Origin of the sequence: Mesorhizobium sp. M8A.F.Ca.ET.165.01.1.1 (assembly GCF_004792065.1) — a bacterium.
GTDB lineage: Bacteria > Pseudomonadota > Alphaproteobacteria > Rhizobiales > Rhizobiaceae > Mesorhizobium.
The window spans coordinates 96661-117425 of record NZ_SRTH01000007.1 but is presented as its reverse complement, the minus strand read 5'-3'; the positions used below and the strand labels follow the sequence as shown (position 1 = coordinate 117425).

Below are 20765 nucleotides of genomic sequence, written 5' to 3'. Positions count from 1 at the left end.
GAAACGCGCATAGCGGCCTTCCATCTGAAATTACGCAAAAACAAAGAGTTGGAGCGGTTCGGCAATTCTATCGCACGCTGAACCGCGCCGGCGGCCAGCCGGCCCATCGGCGCGATGGGAACATTTGTCCCCACGCTGTTAAGGAAGTGACATGTAACGGCACTAAGGAAGCCACACGCGAGGTCGCCCGGTGGTTTTCCGGCAGCAGGCTCTCGCAGTGGAGCCGGCATGAAAATCGTCCAGATCACCGATACCCATTTCAGCCCGACCAAGCCGCATTTCAACGGCAATTGGCAGCCGCTCGCCGCCTGGATCGAGCAGAGCGGTGCGAACCTCGTCATCCATACCGGCGATCTCAGCGTCGATGGCGCAGACAAGGATGCCGACATCAGCTTCTGCATGGACCTGATGCGGGAAATCTCAGTCCCGATGCTGCTTGTGCCCGGCAATCACGATGTCGGCCATCTGCCCGGCTCCTTGCAGCCGGTCAATGCGGAACGTCTTGAGCGCTGGCGCCGGCTGGTTGGCCCTGATTATTGGATGGAGGACGCGGGAAACTGGCGGCTCATCGGCCTCGACAGCCTGCTGATGGGCTTTGATGATGCCGAGGAAACGGCCCAGTTCGAATGGCTGCGCGCGGCGCTGGAAAGCCGAGGCGGCCGGCGCGCCGCGCTCTTCGCCCACAAGCCCTTGTTCATCGATGAGCCGGGCGAGGGCGACACCGGTTACTGGAGCATCCGCCCGGCACAGCGGCAGCGTCTCTACGATCTGATCGCCGCCCATGATGTCGCGCTGTTCGCCAGCGGGCACTTGCACCGGGCATGGCAAGGCAAATACCAAAACACTTCGCTGATATGGGGTCCGTCGGCTGCCTTCGTCGTCGGGGACATGGAGCGCGACATGCCGGGCGAGCGGCTGCTCGGCGCCGTCGTGCATGAGTTCGGCGACACGGTCACCAGCGAGATCGTCGCAATTCCCGGCATGACCGTCCATGTCCTCGATGACGTGGTCGAGGAGGTCTACCCGCACGAGGCGCACAAGGTCCGCAGGAAGGTCGCGTCATGAGCGCGCTCTCGCTTCGCGGCCTGAACAAGGCCTTTGGCGGCAACGCCGTCCTGAACGGCGTCAGCCTCGATGCCGAAGCGGGCGAGTTCATCGCTCTCGTCGGCCCCTCGGGCTGCGGCAAGAGCACCTTGCTGCGCATCCTTGCTGGGCTCGATCATGCCGACAGCGGCGAGATCTTCGTTGGCGGCAAGGACATGTCGGCGGTCGCCGCGGCCGATCGCAACATCGCCATGGTGTTCCAGTCCTACGCGCTCTATCCGCATCTGACGGCCGGCCAGAACATTGCCGTTCCGCTGGCCATGAAGCGGTTGAGCCGGACACAGCGCCTGCCGCTGGTCGGCTCGGCCCTGCCGGGCCAGAAAGAGATCCGGGCCGGGATTTCGCGGGATGTCCGCGAGATGGCGACGGTGCTCAAGATCGACCATCTGCTTGACCGGAAGCCTGGTCAGATGTCGGGTGGGCAACGGCAGCGCGTCGCGCTGGCGCGCGCCATGGTGCGCCATCCCAGCATCTTCCTGATGGACGAACCTCTGTCCAACCTCGACGCCAATCTGCGCGTCCATGCCCGTGGCGAGATCGTCGAACTGCACCGGCGCGCCGGCGTACCGACGCTCTATGTGACGCATGACCAGGCCGAGGCGCTTTCGATGGCCGACCGCGTGGCGGTGATGATCGGCGGCAATCTGCTGCAACTCGCCGCGCCCGAGGCGATCTACAACGATCCCGCTCATATCGAGGTCGCCCGCTTCGTCGGCCAGCCGAGGATCAACATCATCTCGGCGCTCGCCGAGAATGGCCGCGTCGATTTCTCGGGCATCCGGCTTGCCCTGCTGGAGAAAGTGGCGAACGGCCCGGTCAGCCTCGGCATCCGGCCTGAATTCGTCAAGCTGTCGCCCAGCGGCCGGAGCGGGCTTGCCGGACGCATCGAGCGCCTGGAATTCCTCGGGTCGGAAGTCATTGCCCATTGCCGGCTCGACGCTTCCGGCGACGTCGTCATCGCCAAGCTTGCGCCGCATGAGGCGAGGGAACTGATTTCGGGAATGCCGGTGGGTATCCTTCTGTCCCCCGAACAGGCCATGGTCTTCGGGCCGGAGGGACGGCGGCTGCGTACGGCAAGCGCCGCGCCCGCACGCCAGGAGCCGGCCTATGTCTAGCGTCGCGCTGGCGGGCCGCGCTTCGGATGCAGCGGCACTTCATCGGCGCAGCGATGACCGCACCGCCTGGCTGCTGGCAGCTCCGGCGATCGTGCTGTTGCTGCTGTTCGTGCTGCTGCCGGTGGTTGCCGTCATCTTCCTCGGCTTCACCGATTTCGAACTCGGCTACGGCAAATTTCGCCTGGTCGGCTTCGAGAACTACGCGCATCTGATCACCGATCGAACCTTCCGCAAATCATTGTGGAACACATCGGTCTATACGGCGATCGTGGCGCCGGTCTCGATCATGCTCGGCCTCGGCGTCGCCTTGCTGATCGAAGGCGAACCGCGTGCGCGCGGCTTCTTCCGCACCGTCTATTTCCTGCCGGTGGCGTCGCTGATCGTCGCCATGGCGACCGTCTGGCAATACCTCTTCCATCCGACGATCGGGCCGCTCAACGCGCTGCTTTCGCTCGCCGGCATTCCCGGTCCGAACTGGCTCGGTGCCTCGAACACCGTGCTCTACAGCCTGTCGATCATCGGCATCTGGCAGTCGGTGGGCTTCAACATGGTGCTGTTCCTGGCGGGCCTGACGGCTATCCCGCGCGAGCTCTACGCCGCCGCCCACGTCGATGGCGCGAAATCGGCGCTCGATCGGTTCTTCCTGGTCACCTGGCCGATGCTCGGACCGACGACGCTGTTCGTCGTCACCATCAGCATCACCAATGCGGTGAAGGTTTTCGAGACCGTGAAGATGCTGACCGATGGCGGTCCCAACAAGGCGTCCGAAGTGCTGCTGTTCACCATCTACCAGGAAGGCTTCGTCTATCTGCGCGTCGGCTATGCCTCGGCGATGACGGTCGTCTTCCTGGCGATCCTGGTCGTGCTGATGCTTCTCCAGTACCGCGTGCTCGACCGACGGGTGCACTACACATGACCAGCATCCCGGCCGGCCGCCTCATCCGCTTCGCGCTGCTTTCGCTCGGCGCGCTGATGATCCTTGCCCCCTATATCTTCATGATCTCGACGGCGGGCAAGACGCAGAGCGACATCTTCACCTCGTCGCTGTCGCTCATCCCCGAGCATTTCTACTTCGCCGAGAATTTCGCCAAGGCGTTTGCCAAGGTGCCGATGGCAACGCTGCTGTGGAACGGCGTCATCGTGTGCGGCCTGATCTTCTTCTTTCAGGTGCTGGTCGCCATCCCCTGCGCCTACGCCATGGCCAAACTGAAATTCCGCGCGGCGCGATTTATGATGGTGCTGGTCATGCTCGGCCTGCTGGTGCCGATCCACGCCACGGCGCTGCCGCTCTATGTAGCCTTCGACAGGATGTCGCTGTTGAACAGCTATACCTCGCTGGTGGCGCCTTTCACCATTTCGGTGTTCGCGATCTTCATGTTCCTGCAGTTCTTCCGCGCCATGCCCGACGATCTCATCCACGCGGCGCGGCTCGACGGCATGTCAGAACTCGGCATCGTCGCGCGCGTCATCGTCCCCAACGCCTGGCCGGCCGTCACCGCCTTCGCGATCTTCTCGGTGGTCGCGCACTGGAACGATCTCTACTGGCCGCTGATCGTCGTCAGCAAGCAGGCCTACGCCACGCCGCCGCTCGGCCTGATGTATTTCCGCGCCGCGGAGGCCGGCGACGACTACGGCGCACTGATGGCCGCAACGCTGATCATCACCCTCCCACTCGTCGTCGCTTTCCTGTTCGCACAGAAGCGCTTCGTCGAAGGCATCACCATGACCGGTCTCAAAGGCTGACCGGGTCGAACCAGGAGCACGAGCACATGAAGCAACTTCCCAGGATTCTTGCAGCGGCGGCGGTCTCGCTGACCTTCGCCCTTCCGGCCTATGCCGACACGACGCTGACGGTTCATTATCCGATGCCCGGCTTCTTCAAGAACGTGATGGACACGATCTCGAAGAAGTTCATGGAAGAAAATCCCGATATCAAGATCCAGTTCGCCAGCCCGTCCGCCACCTATGAGGAAGGCATCCAGACCATCCTTCGCCAGGCCGGCACCGACGAGATGCCCGACATCACCTTCATCGGCCTCAATCGCCTGCGCATGCTCAACGAGCGCGACGTTGCCGTCGATCTTGGCCCGCTGGTCAAGAAGGAAGGCAACATGGCGGAGCTCGGCTTTTCCGACACGATCCTGAAGCTGGCGCAAGTCAACGGCAAGCAGATCGGCCTCGCCTTCGCCACCTCGAACCCGATCATGTATTACAATGCCGACCTGGTGAAGGCCGCCGGCGGCGATCCGGACAACCCGCCCAAGACCTGGGACGAGGTCATCGCGCTCGGCGGCAAGATCAAGGCGCTCGGCAAAGGCGTCGACGGCATCGACTTCCGCTGGCAGGGTGACGACTGGATGTTCTCGGCGCTGCTGTTCGGCGCCGGCGGCAAGATGCTGAACGAGGACGAAAGCAAGGTCGCCTTCAATGGGCCGGAAGGCGAGAAGGCCGTCGAGATCCTGGAGCGGATGGTGAAGGAGGGCGGCATGCCGGTCTTCACCAAGCCGGCTGGCGAGCAAGCGTTCGCGGCCGGCAAGGTCGGCTTCGAATTCCAGACCACCGGCGCCCTGGTCAACACGATCAAGAATGTCGGCGACAAGTTCACGCTGCGCACGGCCAAGATCCCGCTGATCGATCCGATCAACGGCCATCTGCCGACCGGCGGCAACGCCGCGGTCATCCTGACCAAGGACGCGGCCAAGCAGGACGCCGCCTGGAAGTTCGCGAAGTTCGCCGCTGGTCCTTATGGCGCGTCGGTCGTCGTGCCCGGCACGGGCTATGTCCCCAACAACGAACTGGCGGCGAAATCGCCGGAATATCTCGGCGATTTCTACAAGAAGAACCCGCTGTTCCAGGCTGGTCTGAGCCAAATGCCGCTGATGGTTCCGTGGTATGCTTTCCCCGGCACCAACGGTGTGAAGGTGACACAGACCATCGTCGACAATCTGTCGCGGATCGTCGACCAGTCGGCAACGCCCAAGGAGGCGCTCGGCGACGCTGCAAGCGACGTCGAAGGCATGCTGCCCACGCAATAAGGAAGCACGGCGGCTCTTTCCTTCTCCCACAAGGGGGGAAGGAAGACCGCTGCGTTAAGCCGGCCGATACACCCGCTCCGCCGTATTCCAGAAGATATCCGCCTCGGCGGCCGGACCGTGCTTCGCCACCGCATCGCGGTGCGCCTTGATCAGTTCGGCGTGGCTGGTCCACAGCTTTTCGATCGGGAAGTTCGAGCCGAACATCAGGTGATCGGTTCCGAGAATGTCGATCGCGTTGTCGACGATATAGGCGATGAGAGCCGGGTCGTTGCGGTGGACGAAAGTGCCGAGACCGGAGAGCTTGGCATAGAAATTGGGCGCAGCCGACAGCGTGCGCAGGCCGGCCTTCCAGGCCTCGGTGGTTTCCGTGTCCATGCCGGTCAGCATGCCGGCATGGGTGAGGATGAATTTGGTTTGCGGATTCTCGCCGACCAGCGCCAGTCCGTCCTTCATCTGGGCGGGGAAGAGCTGCAGGTCGAAGGACAGGTCGTAATCTTTCAGCCGCGCGACATTGGCGCGCACTCTCGGGTCGATCACCTGGTCGGCCGAGGCAGCGAAGCGGAAGGCCGGCGTCTCGTGCCAGTGCAGCTGCATGCGCACGCCGCGCAGCAGCGGATATTTTTTCAAGCGGTCGATCTGCGGCCTGACATCGTCGACCGTCATGTCGGCATAGCCGACGATAGCGTGCGGCCAGCCGGTCTCGTCAGCCGTTTTCTGCAGGAAGGCGACTTCCTTTTCGAAATCCTCCTTGGCCCAGTTGGTCTGGACATAGACCGCTTTTTCTACGCCGGAACCCTGCTGGTCGGCAAGAAACTCCCCGATCGGATAATCGCGGCGGATCGGCTCGTAAGGGCCGAAGATGCGCGGCACCATCGGCCCGACCAGCCAGGGCTGGTCCTGCTGGCGCCAGATGTGGAAATGCGCGTCGATGGCTTTCTGCATCACGATACCCTCTTCCAGATTGCCGCCGCCACGGGCGCGGGGCGGGCAAGCGACAGGATGAAATCGGTCAGACCGGCAAGTGACGAGCCGTCGACCAGATCGTCAAGCACTGGCAGGATGGCGCCGAGCGCGGCGGTCTCCGGCCGGAAGCGAGGGTCGCCGGCCAAAGGGGTCGCCAGCGACAACCGGAAGGCGCGGGCGCTCAGCCGGCGGATGGCCGTTTCCAGTTCGGCATGATCGCCGCGCTCCAGCGCGTCGGACAGGATGACGACGGCTGCACCGCGCGCAAAGGAGGAGAAACGCGGCACGGAGAGGAAGGCAAGCAGCGTCGGCCCCATGCGGGTGCCTCCGTCCCAGTCGTCGACCTGGGCGGCCGCGCGCGCCAGCGCCTGGTCCCGGTCGCGGACGCGCAACGCCGTGGTGATGCGGGTCAGACGCGTGCCGAAGGTGAATATTTCTGCCCGGTCAGCACCCTGAACGGCGGCATGCGCCAGCTTGAGATAGTCCGCTGTGTGCAACTTCATCGAGCCTGAAACGTCGATGAGGATCAGCAGCTTGCGCGGCACGGTCTGGCGGCGGCGCAGCAGCGGCGAGGGGACATCGCCATCGGCGCTGACGATTTCCCTGAGCGAGCGGCGCAGGTCGAGCTTGCCGCGTGAATGGGTGCGCACCGTGCGGAACGAGCGGCGCGCGGGGAGCGCGGATGACAGTTGGCGGTGAAAGGCGGTCAGCCTGTCGTCGTCGCGCTGGAAGTCGCGGGTGCTCAACTGCTCCAGCGCTGAGGAAAACTCTCCGCCTTCCTGTTGCTGCTCGGCCTCGATCCGTTCGGCGTCGGCGCCGCCATCATCCTTGATGCGGGTCTCGTCGTCGGCGTCGCCTTCGACCACGGCTGATGTGTTGCCGTAAAAATAGCGTTGGAAGTGAGCCTCAAATTCGTCGCGGCGATCCGGCGGCGGCGCCAGCGTGGCAAGGGCCGCCGCGCGGATATCGGCCATCGAGCGGGGGCCAAGCAAGGTTATCGCCTGCATGAAGCCGGAGGCTTGTTCGGGGGCAATGGCGAAACCGTGCTGGCGCAGCAGCCGGGCGAAGCCGAGGAAGGGAGCGGCGGCCGGAGGTAGGCTACGGTCGCGCGGCATGGCAGAAATATTCCGACCGTTGCGTTCCTTCGCGTCCCCCTCTGTCCTGCCGGACAGAGGGGGGCGCTGTCCCGCCGACGTTAGAGACAGAGGCTTGTTGACTCCCCGCATCACGCCAGCGCCTCCTTGACGATGCGGCCGAGCTCCGGAGCAATGTAGGACAGGTCTTCCTCGTCCTTGATCAGCACGCCGATGGCGCGGCGGAAGGCTTCCGGCCAGGGGCTACCGCCTTTTTCAAGAATGGTCGCGGCATTGGCCCATTCGACCGCCTCGGCGATGCCGGGCGGCTTGGCGAGTGGGCGTGCTCGGATGGTCTGTACAGCCGCCGCCACGGCGCGAGCAGTGGCCTGCGCCACATCGCCGGCGCGCAGCATGATGATGGCGGCCTCGCGTTCGGCGTCGGGATAGCCGATCCAGTGATAGACGCAGCGGCGGCGCAGCGCTTCGGCGAGTTCGCGGGTGCGGTTCGAGGTCAGCACGACGATCGGCTGTGCCTCGGCACGGATGGTGCCGCGCTCGGGAATGCTGATCTGGAAGTCGGAGAGGAATTCCAGCAGCAGCGCTTCGAATTCATGGTCCGAGCGGTCGATCTCATCGACCAGCAACACGCGCTGCTGCGGCGCCTTCAGCACTTGCAACAGGGGACGGGCGATGAGGAAACGGTCGTCATAGATGTCGATCTCGTGCTCGCCGGCATGACGGATGGCGAGCAACTGGCGCTGATAATTCCATTCGTAGAGCGCGTGCGCGGCGTCGATGCCTTCGTAGCATTGCAGCCGCACCAGATCGCGCCCGAGCAGCGCGGCGATCGCCTTGGCCGCTTCCGTCTTGCCGACGCCCGGCGCGCCTTCGAGCAGCAGCGGCTTGCCGAGCCGGATAGCAAGAAAGATGGCGGTGGCGAGGCTTTCGTCGGCCAGATAGCGCGAGGCGGCGAGGTGCTGTGCCACCGCCTCCGGCGAGGTCGCGACAGTCTCAGTGTTCACCTCGGGCATTTTCGGCACTCAGTTCGCCTGCGCCTTGAGCGCCCGCAAAATGCGTTCCGGCGTGATCGGCAGCGTGTCGATGCGCACGCCGACGGCGTCGAAGACGGCATTGGCGACCGCCGGTATTTGCGGGTTGGCGCACATTTCGCCCGGCCCCTTGGCGCCATATGGTCCGTCGCCGGACGGACGCTCCAGAACGATGATTTCGGTCTCGGCGAGGTCGCCGGGACCGGGCATCAAATACTGGTTGAAATCGGTGCCGCCATGGTCGCGGTTGGGATAATAGGGCTCGGTCGTCTCGTAGAGTGCGTGGCTGATGCCCATCCAGGAGCCGCCGACCAGCTGCTGCTCGACCATTTTCGGGTTCAGCGCGCGGCCGATCTCGAAGACGTTCTTCACGGTGAGCACGGTCACTTCGCCGGTCTCATCGTCGACCTCGACTTCAGCGACCGTGCAGGCGTGCGCGTAGCAGGTCGACGGCTTCATCGCGCCGGTTTCTTTCTCCGGATAGGAGCGGGGGATCAAAAACATGCCGCGGCCGGAGATCGAGCGGCCGCGTTTGAAATGCGCCGACAGCGCGACGTCGAAGATCGAGATCGACTTTTGCGGCGCGCCCTTGACCAATATGTTGCCCTGGCCGTCGGTTTCGAGGTCCGAGGCATTCACCTCCAGCTCTTCAGCGGCCACTTCCAGCATCACCTGACGGGCCTCCTTGGCGGCCTGGATCACGGCATTGCCAGCGCGGTGGGTGCCGCGCGAGGCGAAGGTGCCCATGCAGTGCGGGCCGGTGTCGGTGTCGGCGGTGTCGACGACGACGCGGTCGGTCGGCACGCCGATTGTCTCGGCGCAGATCTGCGCCATGATCTGCTTCATGCCCTGGCCGAGATCGACACTGGAAAGCGTCACCATGAAATTGCCGGTCGGGGTCGAATGCACCAGCGCCTGGGTCGGATCGCCGCCGAGATTCATGCCCGTGGGGTAGTTGATCGCGGCGATGCCGCGTCCACGCCGGATCGCCATCTCAGGCTCCCTTCTTGTAGGAGGACATCGCCATGTATTTCTCCGCCACCGGCCAGTTGGCGGCGCGCGCTGCTTCCTGCATGCACTCGATCAGTGCCGCGCCCTCGGTCGGCTGGCGATGCGCTTTCATGTCGCCGTCGCGATAGGCGTTGATGAAGCGGAATTCGAGCGGATCCATGCCGATCAGCCGGGCCAGCTTGTCCATCTGCACCTCCAGCGCGAAGTCGCCGATGGTGACGCCGAAGCCGCGCATGGCCGACGACGGTGTGCGGTTGGTGTAGACGCAGTAGGTGTCGATCCAGACATTGGGGATGGTGTAGGGGCCGGGATAGTGCCCGGCGCCCTTCTGCGCGCCATAGGGCGAGTGGCGAGAGTAGGCGCCGGCATCGGTGTAGCCTGTGACTTTGCGCGCTACGATGCGGCCGTCCTTCATGACGCCGTCCTTGATGACGACTTTCTCGGCCGCGCGCGGCGAGGAGATCTGCATCTCCTCCTCCCGGCTGTAGATAAAACAGACCGGTCGCCCGGTTGCTTTTGCGCCGAGGATGGCGATCGGCTCGACGATGACATCGACCTTGCCGCCAAAGCCGCCGCCGACGGTGCCGCCGACGAAATGCAGCTTCGAGCCCGGCATCTGCAGGATGATCGAAGTGTTGTCGAGGGTGAAGAACATCGCCTGGGTGTTGGTGTAGCAGGTGAAGCGATCATTGCCTTCGGGCGCCACGACGCAGCCGGTGGTCTCGGTCGGCGCGTGCTCGATGGGCGAGGATTGATAGCTTTGCTCCAGCACGTGATCGGCCCCGGCAAACCCCGCCTCGACATCGCCGAAGCGCACCTTGCGGCACTCGCCGCTGTCATAGAGGTAATAATTCTGGCCGTGATATTCGTTGACGATGGGCGCGCCGGGCTTCAGTGCTTCCTCCATGTCGAAGACCGCCGGCAGCACTTCGTAGTCGACCTTGACCTTGGCGGCGGCTTCCTGGGCGGCCCGCTCGGTTTCGGCCAGCACCGCCACCACGGCCTCGCCCTTCCAGCGCACCTTGCCGTCGGCCAGGACCGTCTCATCCTCGGGACCGATCTGGATGAGGATCAGGATGGTGTAGACATTGTGCGGCACGTCCTTGGCCGTCAGCACCTTGACGACGCCCGGATGCTTTTCGGCCTCGGAGGTGTCGATCGAGCGGATGCGGGCATGGTGGTGCGGGCTGCGCACCATCTTCAGATGCAGCATGCCGGGGAAGTTACGGTCGGCGAAAAAGGTGGTCTTGCCGGTGACATGGCCGGGCGAATCCGAGCGTGGCCGGGCCTGGCCGATCTCGTGCAGATCGTCCTTGCGGACATCGGCGAAGTAGCTCTTGCGCAGTTCCATTCTTTTGGTCCTTCAGGCCGCGTTCTGCGAGTTGGAGCGGGCGGCGGTGAGCACCGCCTGGATGATCGGCTCGTAACCGGTGCAACGGCAGATGTTCCCGGACAGCGCTTCGACGACCTCGTCGCGGCTGGGGTTGGGCGTGTGGTCGAGCAGCACCTTGGCGGCCATGATCATGCCCGGCGTGCAGAAGCCGCATTGGCTGGCGAAAGTGTCGAGGAAGGCGCGCTGCAGCGGGTGCAACACGCCGCCTTCGGCAAGGCCCGATGTGGTGGTGATCGTTGCGCCGTTGCAGGTTTCGGCCAGCGTCAGGCAGGAGAGCCTCAACTCGCCGTCGACGATGACGGAGCAGGCGCCGCACGTGCCCTGGTGGCAGCCGCCCTTTGGCGAGGTGTCGCCGATCTTGTCGCGCAACGCATTGAGCAGCGTCGTGCCGCTGTCGACGAATTCGGCCTTTTCAGAGCCATTGAGCGTGAATTGAACCGGGACCTTTGCCATTCTTCCTCCTTGCGCGCCTGCCCCGCAGGGCAAGCGCGCGCCCCCCGACGTGTTCATTTTTGTGCTTGTCGTTCTCCCAGAACCGCTTCACACTTTTGGGCGACAGGCATCAGCCGAGCAGCAGCCGGCCGAGATGGACCGGCAGCACTTCGGCGCGGTACCAGGCGCTGGCGATGGGATCGGTGATCGGCGCGGCGCCTTCGGTGGCGGCGGCCAGCGCTGCCGCGATGCCGTCTTGATCAAGCGTTTTTCCCAGCAGTGCGTTTTCCGCCGCCCTGGCGCGCACCGGCCGATCGGCCATGCAGCCGAGCGCGATCCGCGCCGAGGAGACGGTCCCGTTTCCAGCCTGTTCCAGAACGATCGCAATGCTCAGCACCGAGACCCCCTTGGGCTTGACCCGAGACACTTTGAGGAAGCGGAAACTGCCGGCCCTCGGAAGCATGAAACTGACCGACGTGACGATGGCGCGGCTGTTGTCCCGCCCGGCCAGGAAGGTTTCGATGGGCGTGTCGCCGTCATCGGTGCCGACCGTTGCGTCGAGCGCCAGCAGGGCTACCGCAAAATCACCATAGGGCGACGGCGCGAACAGATTGCCGCCGACGGTCGCCATGTTGCGGATCGCCGGACCGCCAACGGCGCGCGCGGCCTCGGCAAGGGTACCGAGATCCGGATGGCGGGCGATCTCCGCCATGGTCGCCGAGGCGCCGATGCGGACCTTGCCGCCGGACAGGGCGATGGTGGACAGGGCTGGGTCGGTGGCGCGGACAAGAGTGGCGACGGAGATATCGCCTTCATTGGCGGCTCGAACTACAAGCGTCCCGCCGCCGAGATAGCGGCTGCCAGCCGCCGTCAGCGCAGCATTGGCGTCCTTTACCGTTGTAAAAGTCTGCAGCGCCAGTGCCATGGCCCGCTCCTTCAGCTCTGGCCGGCGAAATGGGTCTTAAGGGCATTGAAGCCGCCCTGGAAGACATTGGCGCCCATGCCCTCGGCCAGCTTGTCCGCATCCTCGGGGGCCGCGTCGAAGCTGGCGGTCCATTCGGCATAAGTGCGGTCGCCGTCGGTGACGCGCCTGAGCTGCAGCGTCGCCTTGTGGTTGGTGAGCGGCTGCGGCGTCTCCAGGATGGAATAGCTGACGAGGAAATCGTCATCGGAAAAGTCGAGCAGTTTTTCGCGCAGGCGGGCACCGCTGGCGAGCTGGAAGTTGCGTACGCAGCCGATCGTGGTCGCATCCTTGCCGTCCTCGATATGGCTCTCGACCATGCGCGGGTGCCAGCCCGGCAGCCCGTTGAAGTCGCGTATGCGCGCCCAGACCTTTTCGACCGGCGCGTCGATGACGCTGGAGATGGTGACTTTGGGCATATGGTGTTCCCTTGCGGAGTTCGTTGCGGCAAGGGTAGGGCGCTGGAGCGGGCAGCGCTTATCAATGCGTCTTGAGCGCGTATCAACCAGTCTGAAAAACAGATGGCGCCGACTCAGGCCGTGGCCCGCGCGGCCTCGCGGTAGAGCGTCGGCGGCACGCCGACATGGTCGCGGAAGAAGCGCGAGAAATTGCCCTGCGTGGTGAAGCCGAGATTGCAGGCGACCGAGATCAGCGGCTCCTGCGACCATTGCAGCTGCCGCACCGCTTCCTCCATGCGCAGCGTGTTCCAGTAGACGTTTGGCGTCAGATTGGTCTGTTCCTTGAACAAGGCGAAGAAATGCGGCCGCGACAGGCCGACGCTGCGGGCTACATCGTCGAAGGAGATGCGCTCGCAGACATTGGCCTTCATCAGCTGGATCGCCTTGCGGACGCGGAAATCCTGCACGGTGTTGATACGGCCGCGCGCTTCCTGCGGCGCCGAGGCGTCGGCGGCATCGAGCACCGAGTCGATGAACCGCTCGATCTCGTAGTTGGCGACGTCGTCGACGCTTTCATTGTCGGTGAGATGATCGAGCAGGCTGGCGGCGGCCTGGTGCAGCCACGGCTCGAGCGCGATCGCCGCCTGTGAGAACAGCGGCGCGCTGGACGGCAGGTCGCGGCGCCGGCGCGCCCAGTCCGGGTCGATGTAGAAGGCCAGGAACAGGCCCGGCCGTCCGTCCTGGGACAGGACGTGGCTATGCGGCTGGAGCGAGTTGATGCCGGCGGCGGTACCCGGGCCGAGGCGGACCGTCTCACGGCCGATGGTCATCTCGCCGGCGGTGCCTTCGAGCCAGATGATCAGATGCGCCTCGACATGGGCATGGGTGACGAAGTCGCTCGCGACATTCAGGACAGAAACATGTCCGAACCGGCCCCAGTAGAGCCTGATCGCTTCCGTCATGGGTATATCCTCCCGCAGGCGACTGGCCTCCCTTCGCCTGCAGGGGGATTGTGCGGCCGGTTTTCGGTATCCGTCAAGGCATCGGTTGTTGGCCGGAACCAATGGCGGTCGGCTTCAGCCGATTTTCAGACTGAACGATAGCAATCAGAACGAATAGCGCGGCGCGGACTTCCCTTCTCCCCCAGCGGGAGAAGGGAGAGGCGCTCGAACGCTAATCACTGCGCCTGAAATTGCGGATGCGGTCGAACAGAACCGCCAGCAGGATGGCGCCGCCGATGAAGGTGCCTTGCCAGAAGGCGTTGATGCCAAGCAGGCCAAGGCTGTTTCGGATCACCTCGATGAGGGCAGCACCGACAATGGCGCCAAAGGCGGTGCCGACGCCGCCGGCCAGATTGGCGCCGCCGATGACGGTGGCGGCGATCACTTGCAGTTCCATGCCGTTGCCGAGATTGGTGGTGACGGCGCCGAGCCACCCGGTCTCGATGATGCCGGCAATGCCGGCTGACAGCGCCGAGATCATGTAGACGGCGACCTTGATCTGCTTGACCGGTACGCCGGTCAGCGTCGCCGCGTGCTCGTTGCCGCCAATGGCGAAGATATGGCGGCCGAACTTCGTCCAGCGCAGGATGAAGCCGGTGATCAGCGCCAGGATGATCATGTAGAGCACCGGATTGGCGATGCCGAACACCCAGGCGCCGCCGCCGAGCGCCAGCAGCTTGTTGTGGTCCGGCCCGAACTGGAAGACGACGGTGTTGTTTGAGGCGACCATGGCAAGGCTACGGGCGATCGACAGCATGCCGAGCGTCACCACGAAGGGCGGAAAGCCCAGGTAGGCGATAAAAATGCCATTGAAGGCGCCGATGACGAGCGCGGTGGCGATAGTGGCCAGAATGCCGATCTCTATCGAATAACCGGCATGCATGGTGACCGCCAGCACCATCGAGCATAGGCACAGCACCGAACCGACAGACAGGTCGATGCCGCCGGTGATGATGACGAAGGTCATGCCGAGCGCGACGATGGCGACGAAGGTGATGTTGCGGGTGATGTTGTAGAGGTTCTTCGATGTGGCGAAGGCATCGGTGGCGAAGGACAGGAAAATACAGGCCAGGATGACGGCGATCACCACCCAGAAAGTCTGGCTGGAGAACAGGCGCGACAGCAAGGTGTGCTGCTTCTGCGCGATCGTCTGGTCAAGGGTGACTGCCATTATCGACCTTTCCTGCGCTGCCGATGCGCGGTGAAATCCGGGTTCGCCATTCTCATGCCACCTGCTCGATGGCGCCGGTGATCAGCCCGGTGACCTCTTCGGGAGAACTCGACGCGATCGCCTTGTCGGCGACCTTCCGGCCGCGCCGCATGACGATGACGCGGTCGGCGACGTCGAAGACGTCGGGCATGCGGTGGCTGATCAGCACGACAGCGATGCCCTGGTCGCGCAGATGACGGATGAGGTTCAGCACTTCGGCGACCTGCCGCACCGAGATCGCCGCCGTCGGCTCGTCCATCAGCACGATCTTGGCCTGAGACAGCATGGTGCGGGCGATCGCCACCGCCTGGCGCTGGCCGCCCGACATCTGCTTGACGAGGTCGCGCGGGCGGGTCTCGGATTTCAGTTCGGCGAAGATCTGGCCTGCGCGCTTGTACATGGCGGCGTAGTCGAGGATGCGGAACGGGCCGACGCCGCGGCGCAATTCGCGGCCGAGATAGACATTGGCCGCCGCCGTCAGATTGTTGCAGAGCGCCAGGTCCTGGTGGACGATCTCGATGCCGTGCTGGCGCGCCTCGACCGGCTTGTGCAGGATCAGCTCCCTGTCATCCATCCGCATCGTGCCATGGCTCGGCCGGAAATTGCCGGCTATCATCTTGACCAGCGTCGATTTGCCGGCGCCATTGTCGCCCATCAGGCCGACAACCTGTCCGGGCTCGATCGACAGCGACACGTCATTGACCGCCTGGATGGCGCCGAAATGCTTCGAGATGTTGGTGAGTTCGAGAACCGCCACCAGTCTTTGCCTCCCATGCCTGGCCCATCCGCCTGCGGACAGGCGACGGCTTCCATTCGCCTTCCCCAACTCCTCCCGGGGCAGCGATGCCGTCATTTACGCGAATGGCGTCGCGGGCGTCAATTGTCGACGGGCAATTGTCAGACGAATAGTGCCGTGCCGTTTTTGAAAAATCAGTTTTGTAGGACAAATAGCAATTGACGTTGGCGGCAAGCCGTTATTAGTTGAGCGTCGGAGGAAGACATGCCGGCCTTGACGACGCCATCGGCGGCGCCACCGTTCGGAAGGTTTTGGCGATCGTGCGGCGTCATCGCTGAACTGGTCGCATCTGAAAATGCTTATCGGCCTGGCCGGATTGAATGAGCGCACGCGTCTCAGTCATCTCGCATCCTGGCTGGTTTGTGTGGCGGGCACGCCGTGTCCGTCTGTTTCCAAGGGAGGACTGACATGAGGAAAACAGTATTGCTCGCCGCCGTCGCCGCCATGGCGCTGGGCGCCGGGCCGGCTTTGGCCAAGAAGCAGCTCGTCATCGTGGTGAAAGGTCTCGACAATCCGTTCTTCGAAGCCATCCACCAGGGCTGCGAGAAGTGGAACAAGGAAAACGCCAGCTCGGAATATGAATGCTTCTACACCGGCCCGGCATCGACTTCCGACGAGGCCGGCGAGGCGCAGATCGTGCAGGATATGCTGAGCAAGGCCGACACGGTGGCGATGGCGATCTCGCCGTCTAACGCGCCGCTGATCGCGCAGACGATCAAGAGCGCCAATCCGTCGATCCCGATCATGACCGTCGACGCCGACCTCGCCAAGGAAGACGCGGCGCTGCGCAAGACCTATCTCGGCACCGACAACTATCTGATGGGCAAGAAGATCGGCGAGTACATCAAGAAGGCCAAGCCGAACGGCGGCACGATCTGCACCATCGAGGGCAATCCGGCGGCCGACAACATCCTGCGCCGCGCGCAAGGCATGCGCGACGCGCTGACGGGCAAGGAGGGCCTCGCGGCCCTTGCCGGCGAAGGCGGCTGGACGGAAGTCGCCGGCTGCCCGGTGTTCACCAATGACGACGGCGCCAAGGGCGTTCAGGCGATGACCGACATCCTCGCCGCCAATCCCAAGCTCGACGCGTTCGGCATCATGGGCGGCTGGCCGCTGTTCGGCGCGCCGCAGCCCTATCGCGACCTGGTCGGACCGCTGAAGGACCGGCTGGCCAAGAACGACTTCGTCATCGGCGCCGCCGACACGATCGGCGACGAGGTGGCGATCGCCAGGGACGGCCTTGTCACCGCGCTGGTCGGCCAGCGGCCCTTCGAAATGGGCTACAAGGCGCCATCGGTGATGATCGACCTGGTCACGGGCAAGAAGGTTGACGATCCGGTGTTCACCGGTCTCGACGAATGCACCAAGGACACGGTCGACACCTGCATCCAGAAGTAGGGTTTTCGATCAGGGGCGCCCGCCAAGCGGGCGCCCCTCCACCTCGTCGGATGATTGGGGCAGACGCTTCAGGGGCCAGCGGCTCCGGCTTTGTCGCGCCCATGGTTTGGTTTTTCGGCAACGGGATCGGCGCGCCGCGCGGCTCCGGATCAATCCGGGCGACAGACGGCCGACCTATTGGAACGTGGATGCCGGACGAAAAGGCAAAGAAACAGGCTGGTCGGGCGAAGGCGCAAGCCAACCGCGATACGGCGGTCGTCCGCAGGGCGGATGCGGCGCACTTTCCCGGGTCCAGCGTTCATGCATCGCTCGCCAGCGAGATCGGGCTCAGGATCGTGCGCGGCGACTATCCGCCCGGCAGCATCCTGCCCAATGAGGCCAAATGGGCCGAAACCTTCAATGTCAGCCGTTCGGCGGTGCGCGAGGCGATCAAGATGCTGATGGCCAAGAGCCTTCTGGCATCGCGTCCCAAGATCGGCAGCTGGGTCGAGCCGAAGGAGCGCTGGAACCTGCTCGACCGCGACGTGCTGGCGTGGTACGCGACCGCACCGGATCGCGAGGCGTTCCTGCGCACCGTGCAGGAGTTCCGTCACATCATCGAACCGGAGGCCTCCGCCTTTGCCGCGATGCGGCGCAGCGACGAGGAGATGGCCGAGATCAGCCTGGCGTGCCGCGAGATGGGGGAGGCGGCCAACCTGGCCGAGCGCATCCGTGCCGATACGCGCTTCCACCTCGCCATCCTGCGGGCGTCGGGCAACGACCTGCTGGTGCCGCTCGGCGTGCTGATCGAATCGGCGCTCGACCATCTCTTCGCTTTCACCACGCGCCAGGTCGGCGATCAGCGGCGGGCGCAGAATCTGCACGAGGCGATCGAGAAGAGCATCCGCCTGCAGCGGCCGGCAGCCGCCCGCAACGCCGTGCACAAGCTGCTCGCCGACACCGATGAGGGGATCGGAAGGGGCCGGCGGTAAGGCCAGCCGTCCGGGGCCTCAGATCGTCTGCTTCTTGCCATCCTTCATCGGCATCAGGTCGATACCATTCACCTTGGCGATATGGGTCGCCAGCATCGGCACGAACTGCTCGGCCGGCCCGGTGGCATGGGCGCCGGCGAAGGAATTCTTGGTGGCGTTGCCGAGCGGGTTGGCGATGCCCGCCGCGCCCGCCATCGATTCCAGATAGGTCAGGTCCTTGAAGGCATTGGCGATGGTGAATTTGTGGGCGTCGCGGTCGCCTTCCAGCGTCCAGCGCATGAAGGTCTGGTAGAAGCCGCAATCCATGCGGCCGTTGCGGATGACGCTGTCGAAACGCGGCGGCGAGATGCCGACCTTCTCGGCCAGCGCCAATGCCTCGGAATAGATGGCGGCGTAACCGAGCGATATGAAATTGTTGAGCAGCTTCATGCGATGGCCGTCGCCGGTGTCGCCGATATGGACGATGCGGCCGGCCCAGGTGTCGATCACCGGCTTGACCCTGGCGAAGACGGCGTCGGGCGCGCCGACCATGGCGTCGAGCGTGCCTTCCCACGCTTCCTTCGGCGTGCGGCTTAGCGGCGCGTCGACATAGTCGACGCCGAGCGCCTTGAGTTCGGCCGCGAGCGCCACCGTCGAAACCGGATCCGAGGTCGAGCAGTCGACGACGACCGACCCCTTCTTCAAACCCTCCTTGAGGCCGCCGGGACCGCGAATGATGGCCTCCACCTCGCGCGAGCCGGTGACGCAGATGAAGACGATATCGGATGCGGCCGCCACGTCTCGGGAGGTCGATGCCTCACGAGCGCCCCGGCCGAGAAGATCCTCCGCCGGCTTGCGGTTCTTGCGGCCGAGAAAGGTCAGGGAATAGCCCTTGTCGATGATGTTCTTGGCGATGCCGTGACCCATCAGGCCAAGGCCGACAAAGCCGATTGTCTCGCTGGTGGCGGTGGTGTTCATGCTGTCTGTCCTGTCCTGTGATTATCGATAATGTTGCCGCTGTTTTAGCCATAGACGGTTGCAGAAAGCAATATTGTCTGACAATAGACGTCAATCCCAGGACTTTCGTGGAGACCAGAAATGACCAAGCGGATCATGTTCACCGGCGGCAGCGGCAAGGCTGGACGCCACGTCGTGCAATATCTGGTGGAGCAGGGCTGCCAGGTGCTCAACATCGACACCAAACCGCTCGACAATCCCAAGGTGCGCACGCTGATCACCGACATCACCGACAGCGGCCAGGTGTTCAATGCGCTGTCGAGCTATATGGGGCTGCACGAATTCGATCCGTCGCTGCGGCCGCAGCCCGTCGACGCCGTGGTGCATTTCGCCGCCATCCCACGCATCATGATCACACCCGACAACGAGGTGTTCCGCATCAACGCGATGGGCACCTACAACGTCATCGAGGCCGCGGTGAAGCTCGGCATCCGCAAAGTGATCATCGCTTCCAGCGAGACGACCTACGGCCTGGTGTTCGCCAACGAGCCGCGCGACCCCACGCATTTCCCGCTCGACGAGGAGTATGACGTCGATCCGATGGACAGCTATGCGCTGTCCAAGATCGTCAACGAGAAGACGGCGCGCGCCTTCGCGCAGCGCAATGGCACGGACATCTATGCCTTGCGCATCGGCAACGTCATCGAGCCGCATGAGTATTCGCTGTTTCCGAAATGGTTCGCCGATCCGGGCTTCCGCAAACGTATCGCCTGGAGCTATATCGACGCGCGCGACCTTGGCCAGATCACGCTGCGCGCCATCGAGAAGGATGGGCTGGGCTACCAGGTATTCAACGCCGCCAATGACGACACCTCGTCCGATCTGCCGACCGCCGAACTCCTGAAGCGGTTCTATCCCGGCGTGCCGGTCAAGGGCGAACTCGGCGAATACGAGACGCTGCTATCGAACCGCAAGGCGCGCAACATGCTCGGCTTCCGGCCGGAGCATAGCTGGCGCAAATACGTCAAGACCGCCTGAGCGAGGTCGAATCGCGCTGGGTTGTGCATAGAAGCCGGCTTTGCCGCCCAATGGCCGCACCGCGCTTGACAGCTTCCCTAAACCGGCCTTTCTGGAATTCATGCGGGACGCGAGGCCGAACAAGGAAAAATCGCCCAAAAAGGCTGTAGCCGCCGAACGCCCGGCCGGTGTTCGCCGGCCCGACGCGGCGCGCATTCCCGGCTCCAGCGTACACACGTCGCTGGCCAGCGAGATCGGGCTCAGGATCGTGCGCGGCGACTATCCGCCCGGCACCATCCTGCCCAATGAAGCCAAGTGGTCGGAGACCTTCAGCGTCAGCCGGTCGGCGGTGCGCGAGGCGATCAAGATGCTGATGGCCAAGAGCCTGCTGGCATCGCGCCCCAAGATCGGCAGTTGGGTCGAACCGAAAGAACGCTGGAACCTGCTCGACCGCGATGTGCTCGCCTGGTATGCGACGTCGCCCGACCGCGAGGTGTTCCTGAGGACGGTGCAGGAATTCCGCCACATCATCGAGCCGGAAGCGACCGCCTTTGCCGCCATGCGGCGGACCGACGAGCAGATGGCCGAGATCAGCCAGGCTTGCCGGGAGATGGGCGAGGCGAAAAGTCTGCAGGAACGGACCCGCGCCGACACCCGCTTCCACCTCGCAATCCTGCGTGCCTCCGGCAATGACCTGCTGGTCCCGCTCGGCGTGCTGATCGAATCCGCCTTCGATCACCTGTTTGCCTACACGACCCGCGAACTCGACGATTTGCAGCTCGCCCAGAAGATGCACGAGGCAATCGAAAAGAATATTCGCCTGCAGCGGCCGGATGCGGCGCGCAATGCCGTGCGCAAGCTGCTGGCCAATACCGACAACGTCATCCGTTCGCGATAGG

The 20765-nt window shown here is 64.1% G+C and carries 21 protein-coding genes; 9 read left to right on the top strand and 12 right to left on the bottom strand.

The window, feature by feature from the left end:
* The first annotated feature begins 228 nt into the window (after positions 1–228).
* The 5 genes from EN808_RS20045 to EN808_RS20025 are packed head-to-tail and all read left to right on the top strand — an operon-like array spanning position 229 to position 5254.
* Positions 229–1065: a metallophosphoesterase gene (locus EN808_RS20045; RefSeq protein ID WP_135916698.1), complete on the top strand. Its 837-nt coding sequence runs from the start codon at positions 229–231 to the stop codon at positions 1063–1065.
* Positions 1062–2219: an ABC transporter ATP-binding protein gene (locus tag EN808_RS20040; RefSeq protein ID WP_135916697.1), complete on the top strand. Its 1158-nt coding sequence runs from the start codon at positions 1062–1064 to the stop codon at positions 2217–2219. Before EN808_RS20045 ends, EN808_RS20040 begins: the two co-directional genes overlap by 4 nt.
* Entirely contained in the window at positions 2212–3135 is a 924-nt protein-coding gene (locus tag EN808_RS20035; RefSeq protein WP_127280742.1) for a sugar ABC transporter permease, read from the top strand. Before EN808_RS20040 ends, EN808_RS20035 begins: the two co-directional genes overlap by 8 nt.
* Positions 3132–3962 (top strand): carbohydrate ABC transporter permease, encoded by an 831-nt coding sequence (locus tag EN808_RS20030; RefSeq protein WP_135916696.1) that lies wholly within the window; start codon positions 3132–3134, stop codon positions 3960–3962. Before EN808_RS20035 ends, EN808_RS20030 begins: the two co-directional genes overlap by 4 nt.
* A 26-nt stretch (positions 3963–3988) precedes the next feature.
* Positions 3989–5254, top strand: a complete 1266-nt coding sequence (locus EN808_RS20025) for an ABC transporter substrate-binding protein (RefSeq protein WP_135916695.1) — start codon at positions 3989–3991, stop codon at positions 5252–5254.
* Positions 5255–5308: 54 nt separating this feature from the next.
* Here EN808_RS20025 and EN808_RS20020 read toward each other — a convergent pair whose 3' ends face one another.
* From EN808_RS20020 to EN808_RS19970, 11 genes are all read right to left on the bottom strand, one after another.
* A complete protein-coding gene (locus EN808_RS20020) occupies positions 5309–6196 on the bottom strand; it encodes an amidohydrolase (protein ID WP_189524139.1) in 888 nt (295 codons plus the stop codon).
* Complete coding sequence (locus EN808_RS20015; protein WP_135916693.1) at positions 6196–7332, bottom strand: VWA domain-containing protein; 1137 nt, start codon at positions 7330–7332, stop codon at positions 6196–6198. The genes EN808_RS20020 and EN808_RS20015 overlap by 1 nt, the downstream gene beginning before the upstream one ends.
* A gap of 110 nt (positions 7333–7442) precedes the next feature.
* Positions 7443–8324 carry a MoxR family ATPase gene (locus EN808_RS20010; RefSeq protein WP_135916692.1) on the bottom strand — a complete coding sequence of 294 codons (882 nt, stop codon included), beginning with the start codon at positions 8322–8324 and terminating at the stop codon, positions 7443–7445.
* A gap of 9 nt (positions 8325–8333) precedes the next feature.
* Complete coding sequence (locus EN808_RS37640) at positions 8334–9335, bottom strand: molybdopterin cofactor-binding domain-containing protein (RefSeq protein WP_135916691.1); 1002 nt, start codon at positions 9333–9335, stop codon at positions 8334–8336.
* A gap of 1 nt (position 9336) precedes the next feature.
* Positions 9337–10704 (bottom strand): xanthine dehydrogenase family protein molybdopterin-binding subunit, encoded by a 1368-nt coding sequence (locus EN808_RS37635; RefSeq protein WP_135916690.1) that lies wholly within the window; start codon positions 10702–10704, stop codon positions 9337–9339.
* Between the two features lie 12 nt (positions 10705–10716).
* Positions 10717–11199 carry a (2Fe-2S)-binding protein gene (locus EN808_RS19995; protein WP_135916689.1) on the bottom strand — a complete coding sequence of 161 codons (483 nt, stop codon included), beginning with the start codon at positions 11197–11199 and terminating at the stop codon, positions 10717–10719.
* A gap of 109 nt (positions 11200–11308) precedes the next feature.
* Positions 11309–12103 carry an FAD binding domain-containing protein gene (locus EN808_RS19990; protein ID WP_135916688.1) on the bottom strand — a complete coding sequence of 265 codons (795 nt, stop codon included), beginning with the start codon at positions 12101–12103 and terminating at the stop codon, positions 11309–11311.
* Positions 12104–12114: 11 nt separating this feature from the next.
* Positions 12115–12558: an SRPBCC family protein gene (locus tag EN808_RS19985; protein WP_127278865.1), complete on the bottom strand. Its 444-nt coding sequence runs from the start codon at positions 12556–12558 to the stop codon at positions 12115–12117.
* Positions 12559–12671: 113 nt separating this feature from the next.
* Positions 12672–13499 (bottom strand): AraC family transcriptional regulator, encoded by an 828-nt coding sequence (locus EN808_RS19980; protein ID WP_135916687.1) that lies wholly within the window; start codon positions 13497–13499, stop codon positions 12672–12674.
* 211 nt (positions 13500–13710) lie between these two features.
* A complete protein-coding gene (locus tag EN808_RS19975) occupies positions 13711–14709 on the bottom strand; it encodes an ABC transporter permease (protein WP_135916686.1) in 999 nt (332 codons plus the stop codon).
* A 52-nt stretch (positions 14710–14761) separates the two neighbouring features.
* On the bottom strand, positions 14762–15505 hold the full coding sequence (locus EN808_RS19970) for an ATP-binding cassette domain-containing protein (RefSeq protein WP_135916685.1): 744 nt from the start codon (positions 15503–15505) through the stop codon (positions 14762–14764).
* Between the two features lie 447 nt (positions 15506–15952).
* Between EN808_RS19970 and EN808_RS19965 the strand changes: the two genes are divergently transcribed.
* Both EN808_RS19965 and EN808_RS19960 read left to right on the top strand, forming a co-directional pair.
* Positions 15953–16942 (top strand): sugar-binding protein, encoded by a 990-nt coding sequence (locus EN808_RS19965; RefSeq protein ID WP_127280594.1) that lies wholly within the window; start codon positions 15953–15955, stop codon positions 16940–16942.
* 188 nt (positions 16943–17130) lie between these two features.
* The gene (locus EN808_RS19960) at positions 17131–17913 is read left to right on the top strand and encodes a FadR/GntR family transcriptional regulator (RefSeq protein WP_127280593.1); all 783 of its coding nucleotides are present in this window, start codon (positions 17131–17133) and stop codon (positions 17911–17913) included.
* Positions 17914–17931: 18 nt separating this feature from the next.
* Here the strand turns inward: EN808_RS19960 and EN808_RS19955 are convergent, their stop codons facing one another.
* A complete protein-coding gene (locus EN808_RS19955) occupies positions 17932–18870 on the bottom strand; it encodes an NAD(P)-dependent oxidoreductase (protein WP_135916684.1) in 939 nt (312 codons plus the stop codon).
* Between the two features lie 120 nt (positions 18871–18990).
* Here EN808_RS19955 and EN808_RS19950 point away from each other — a divergent pair, with 120 nt between their 5' ends.
* The gene (locus EN808_RS19950) at positions 18991–19887 is read left to right on the top strand and encodes an NAD(P)-dependent oxidoreductase (protein ID WP_127279251.1); all 897 of its coding nucleotides are present in this window, start codon (positions 18991–18993) and stop codon (positions 19885–19887) included.
* A 100-nt stretch (positions 19888–19987) separates the two neighbouring features.
* Positions 19988–20764 carry a FadR/GntR family transcriptional regulator gene (locus EN808_RS19945; protein ID WP_127279252.1) on the top strand — a complete coding sequence of 259 codons (777 nt, stop codon included), beginning with the start codon at positions 19988–19990 and terminating at the stop codon, positions 20762–20764.
* The last annotated feature ends 1 nt before the right edge of the window (position 20765 follow it).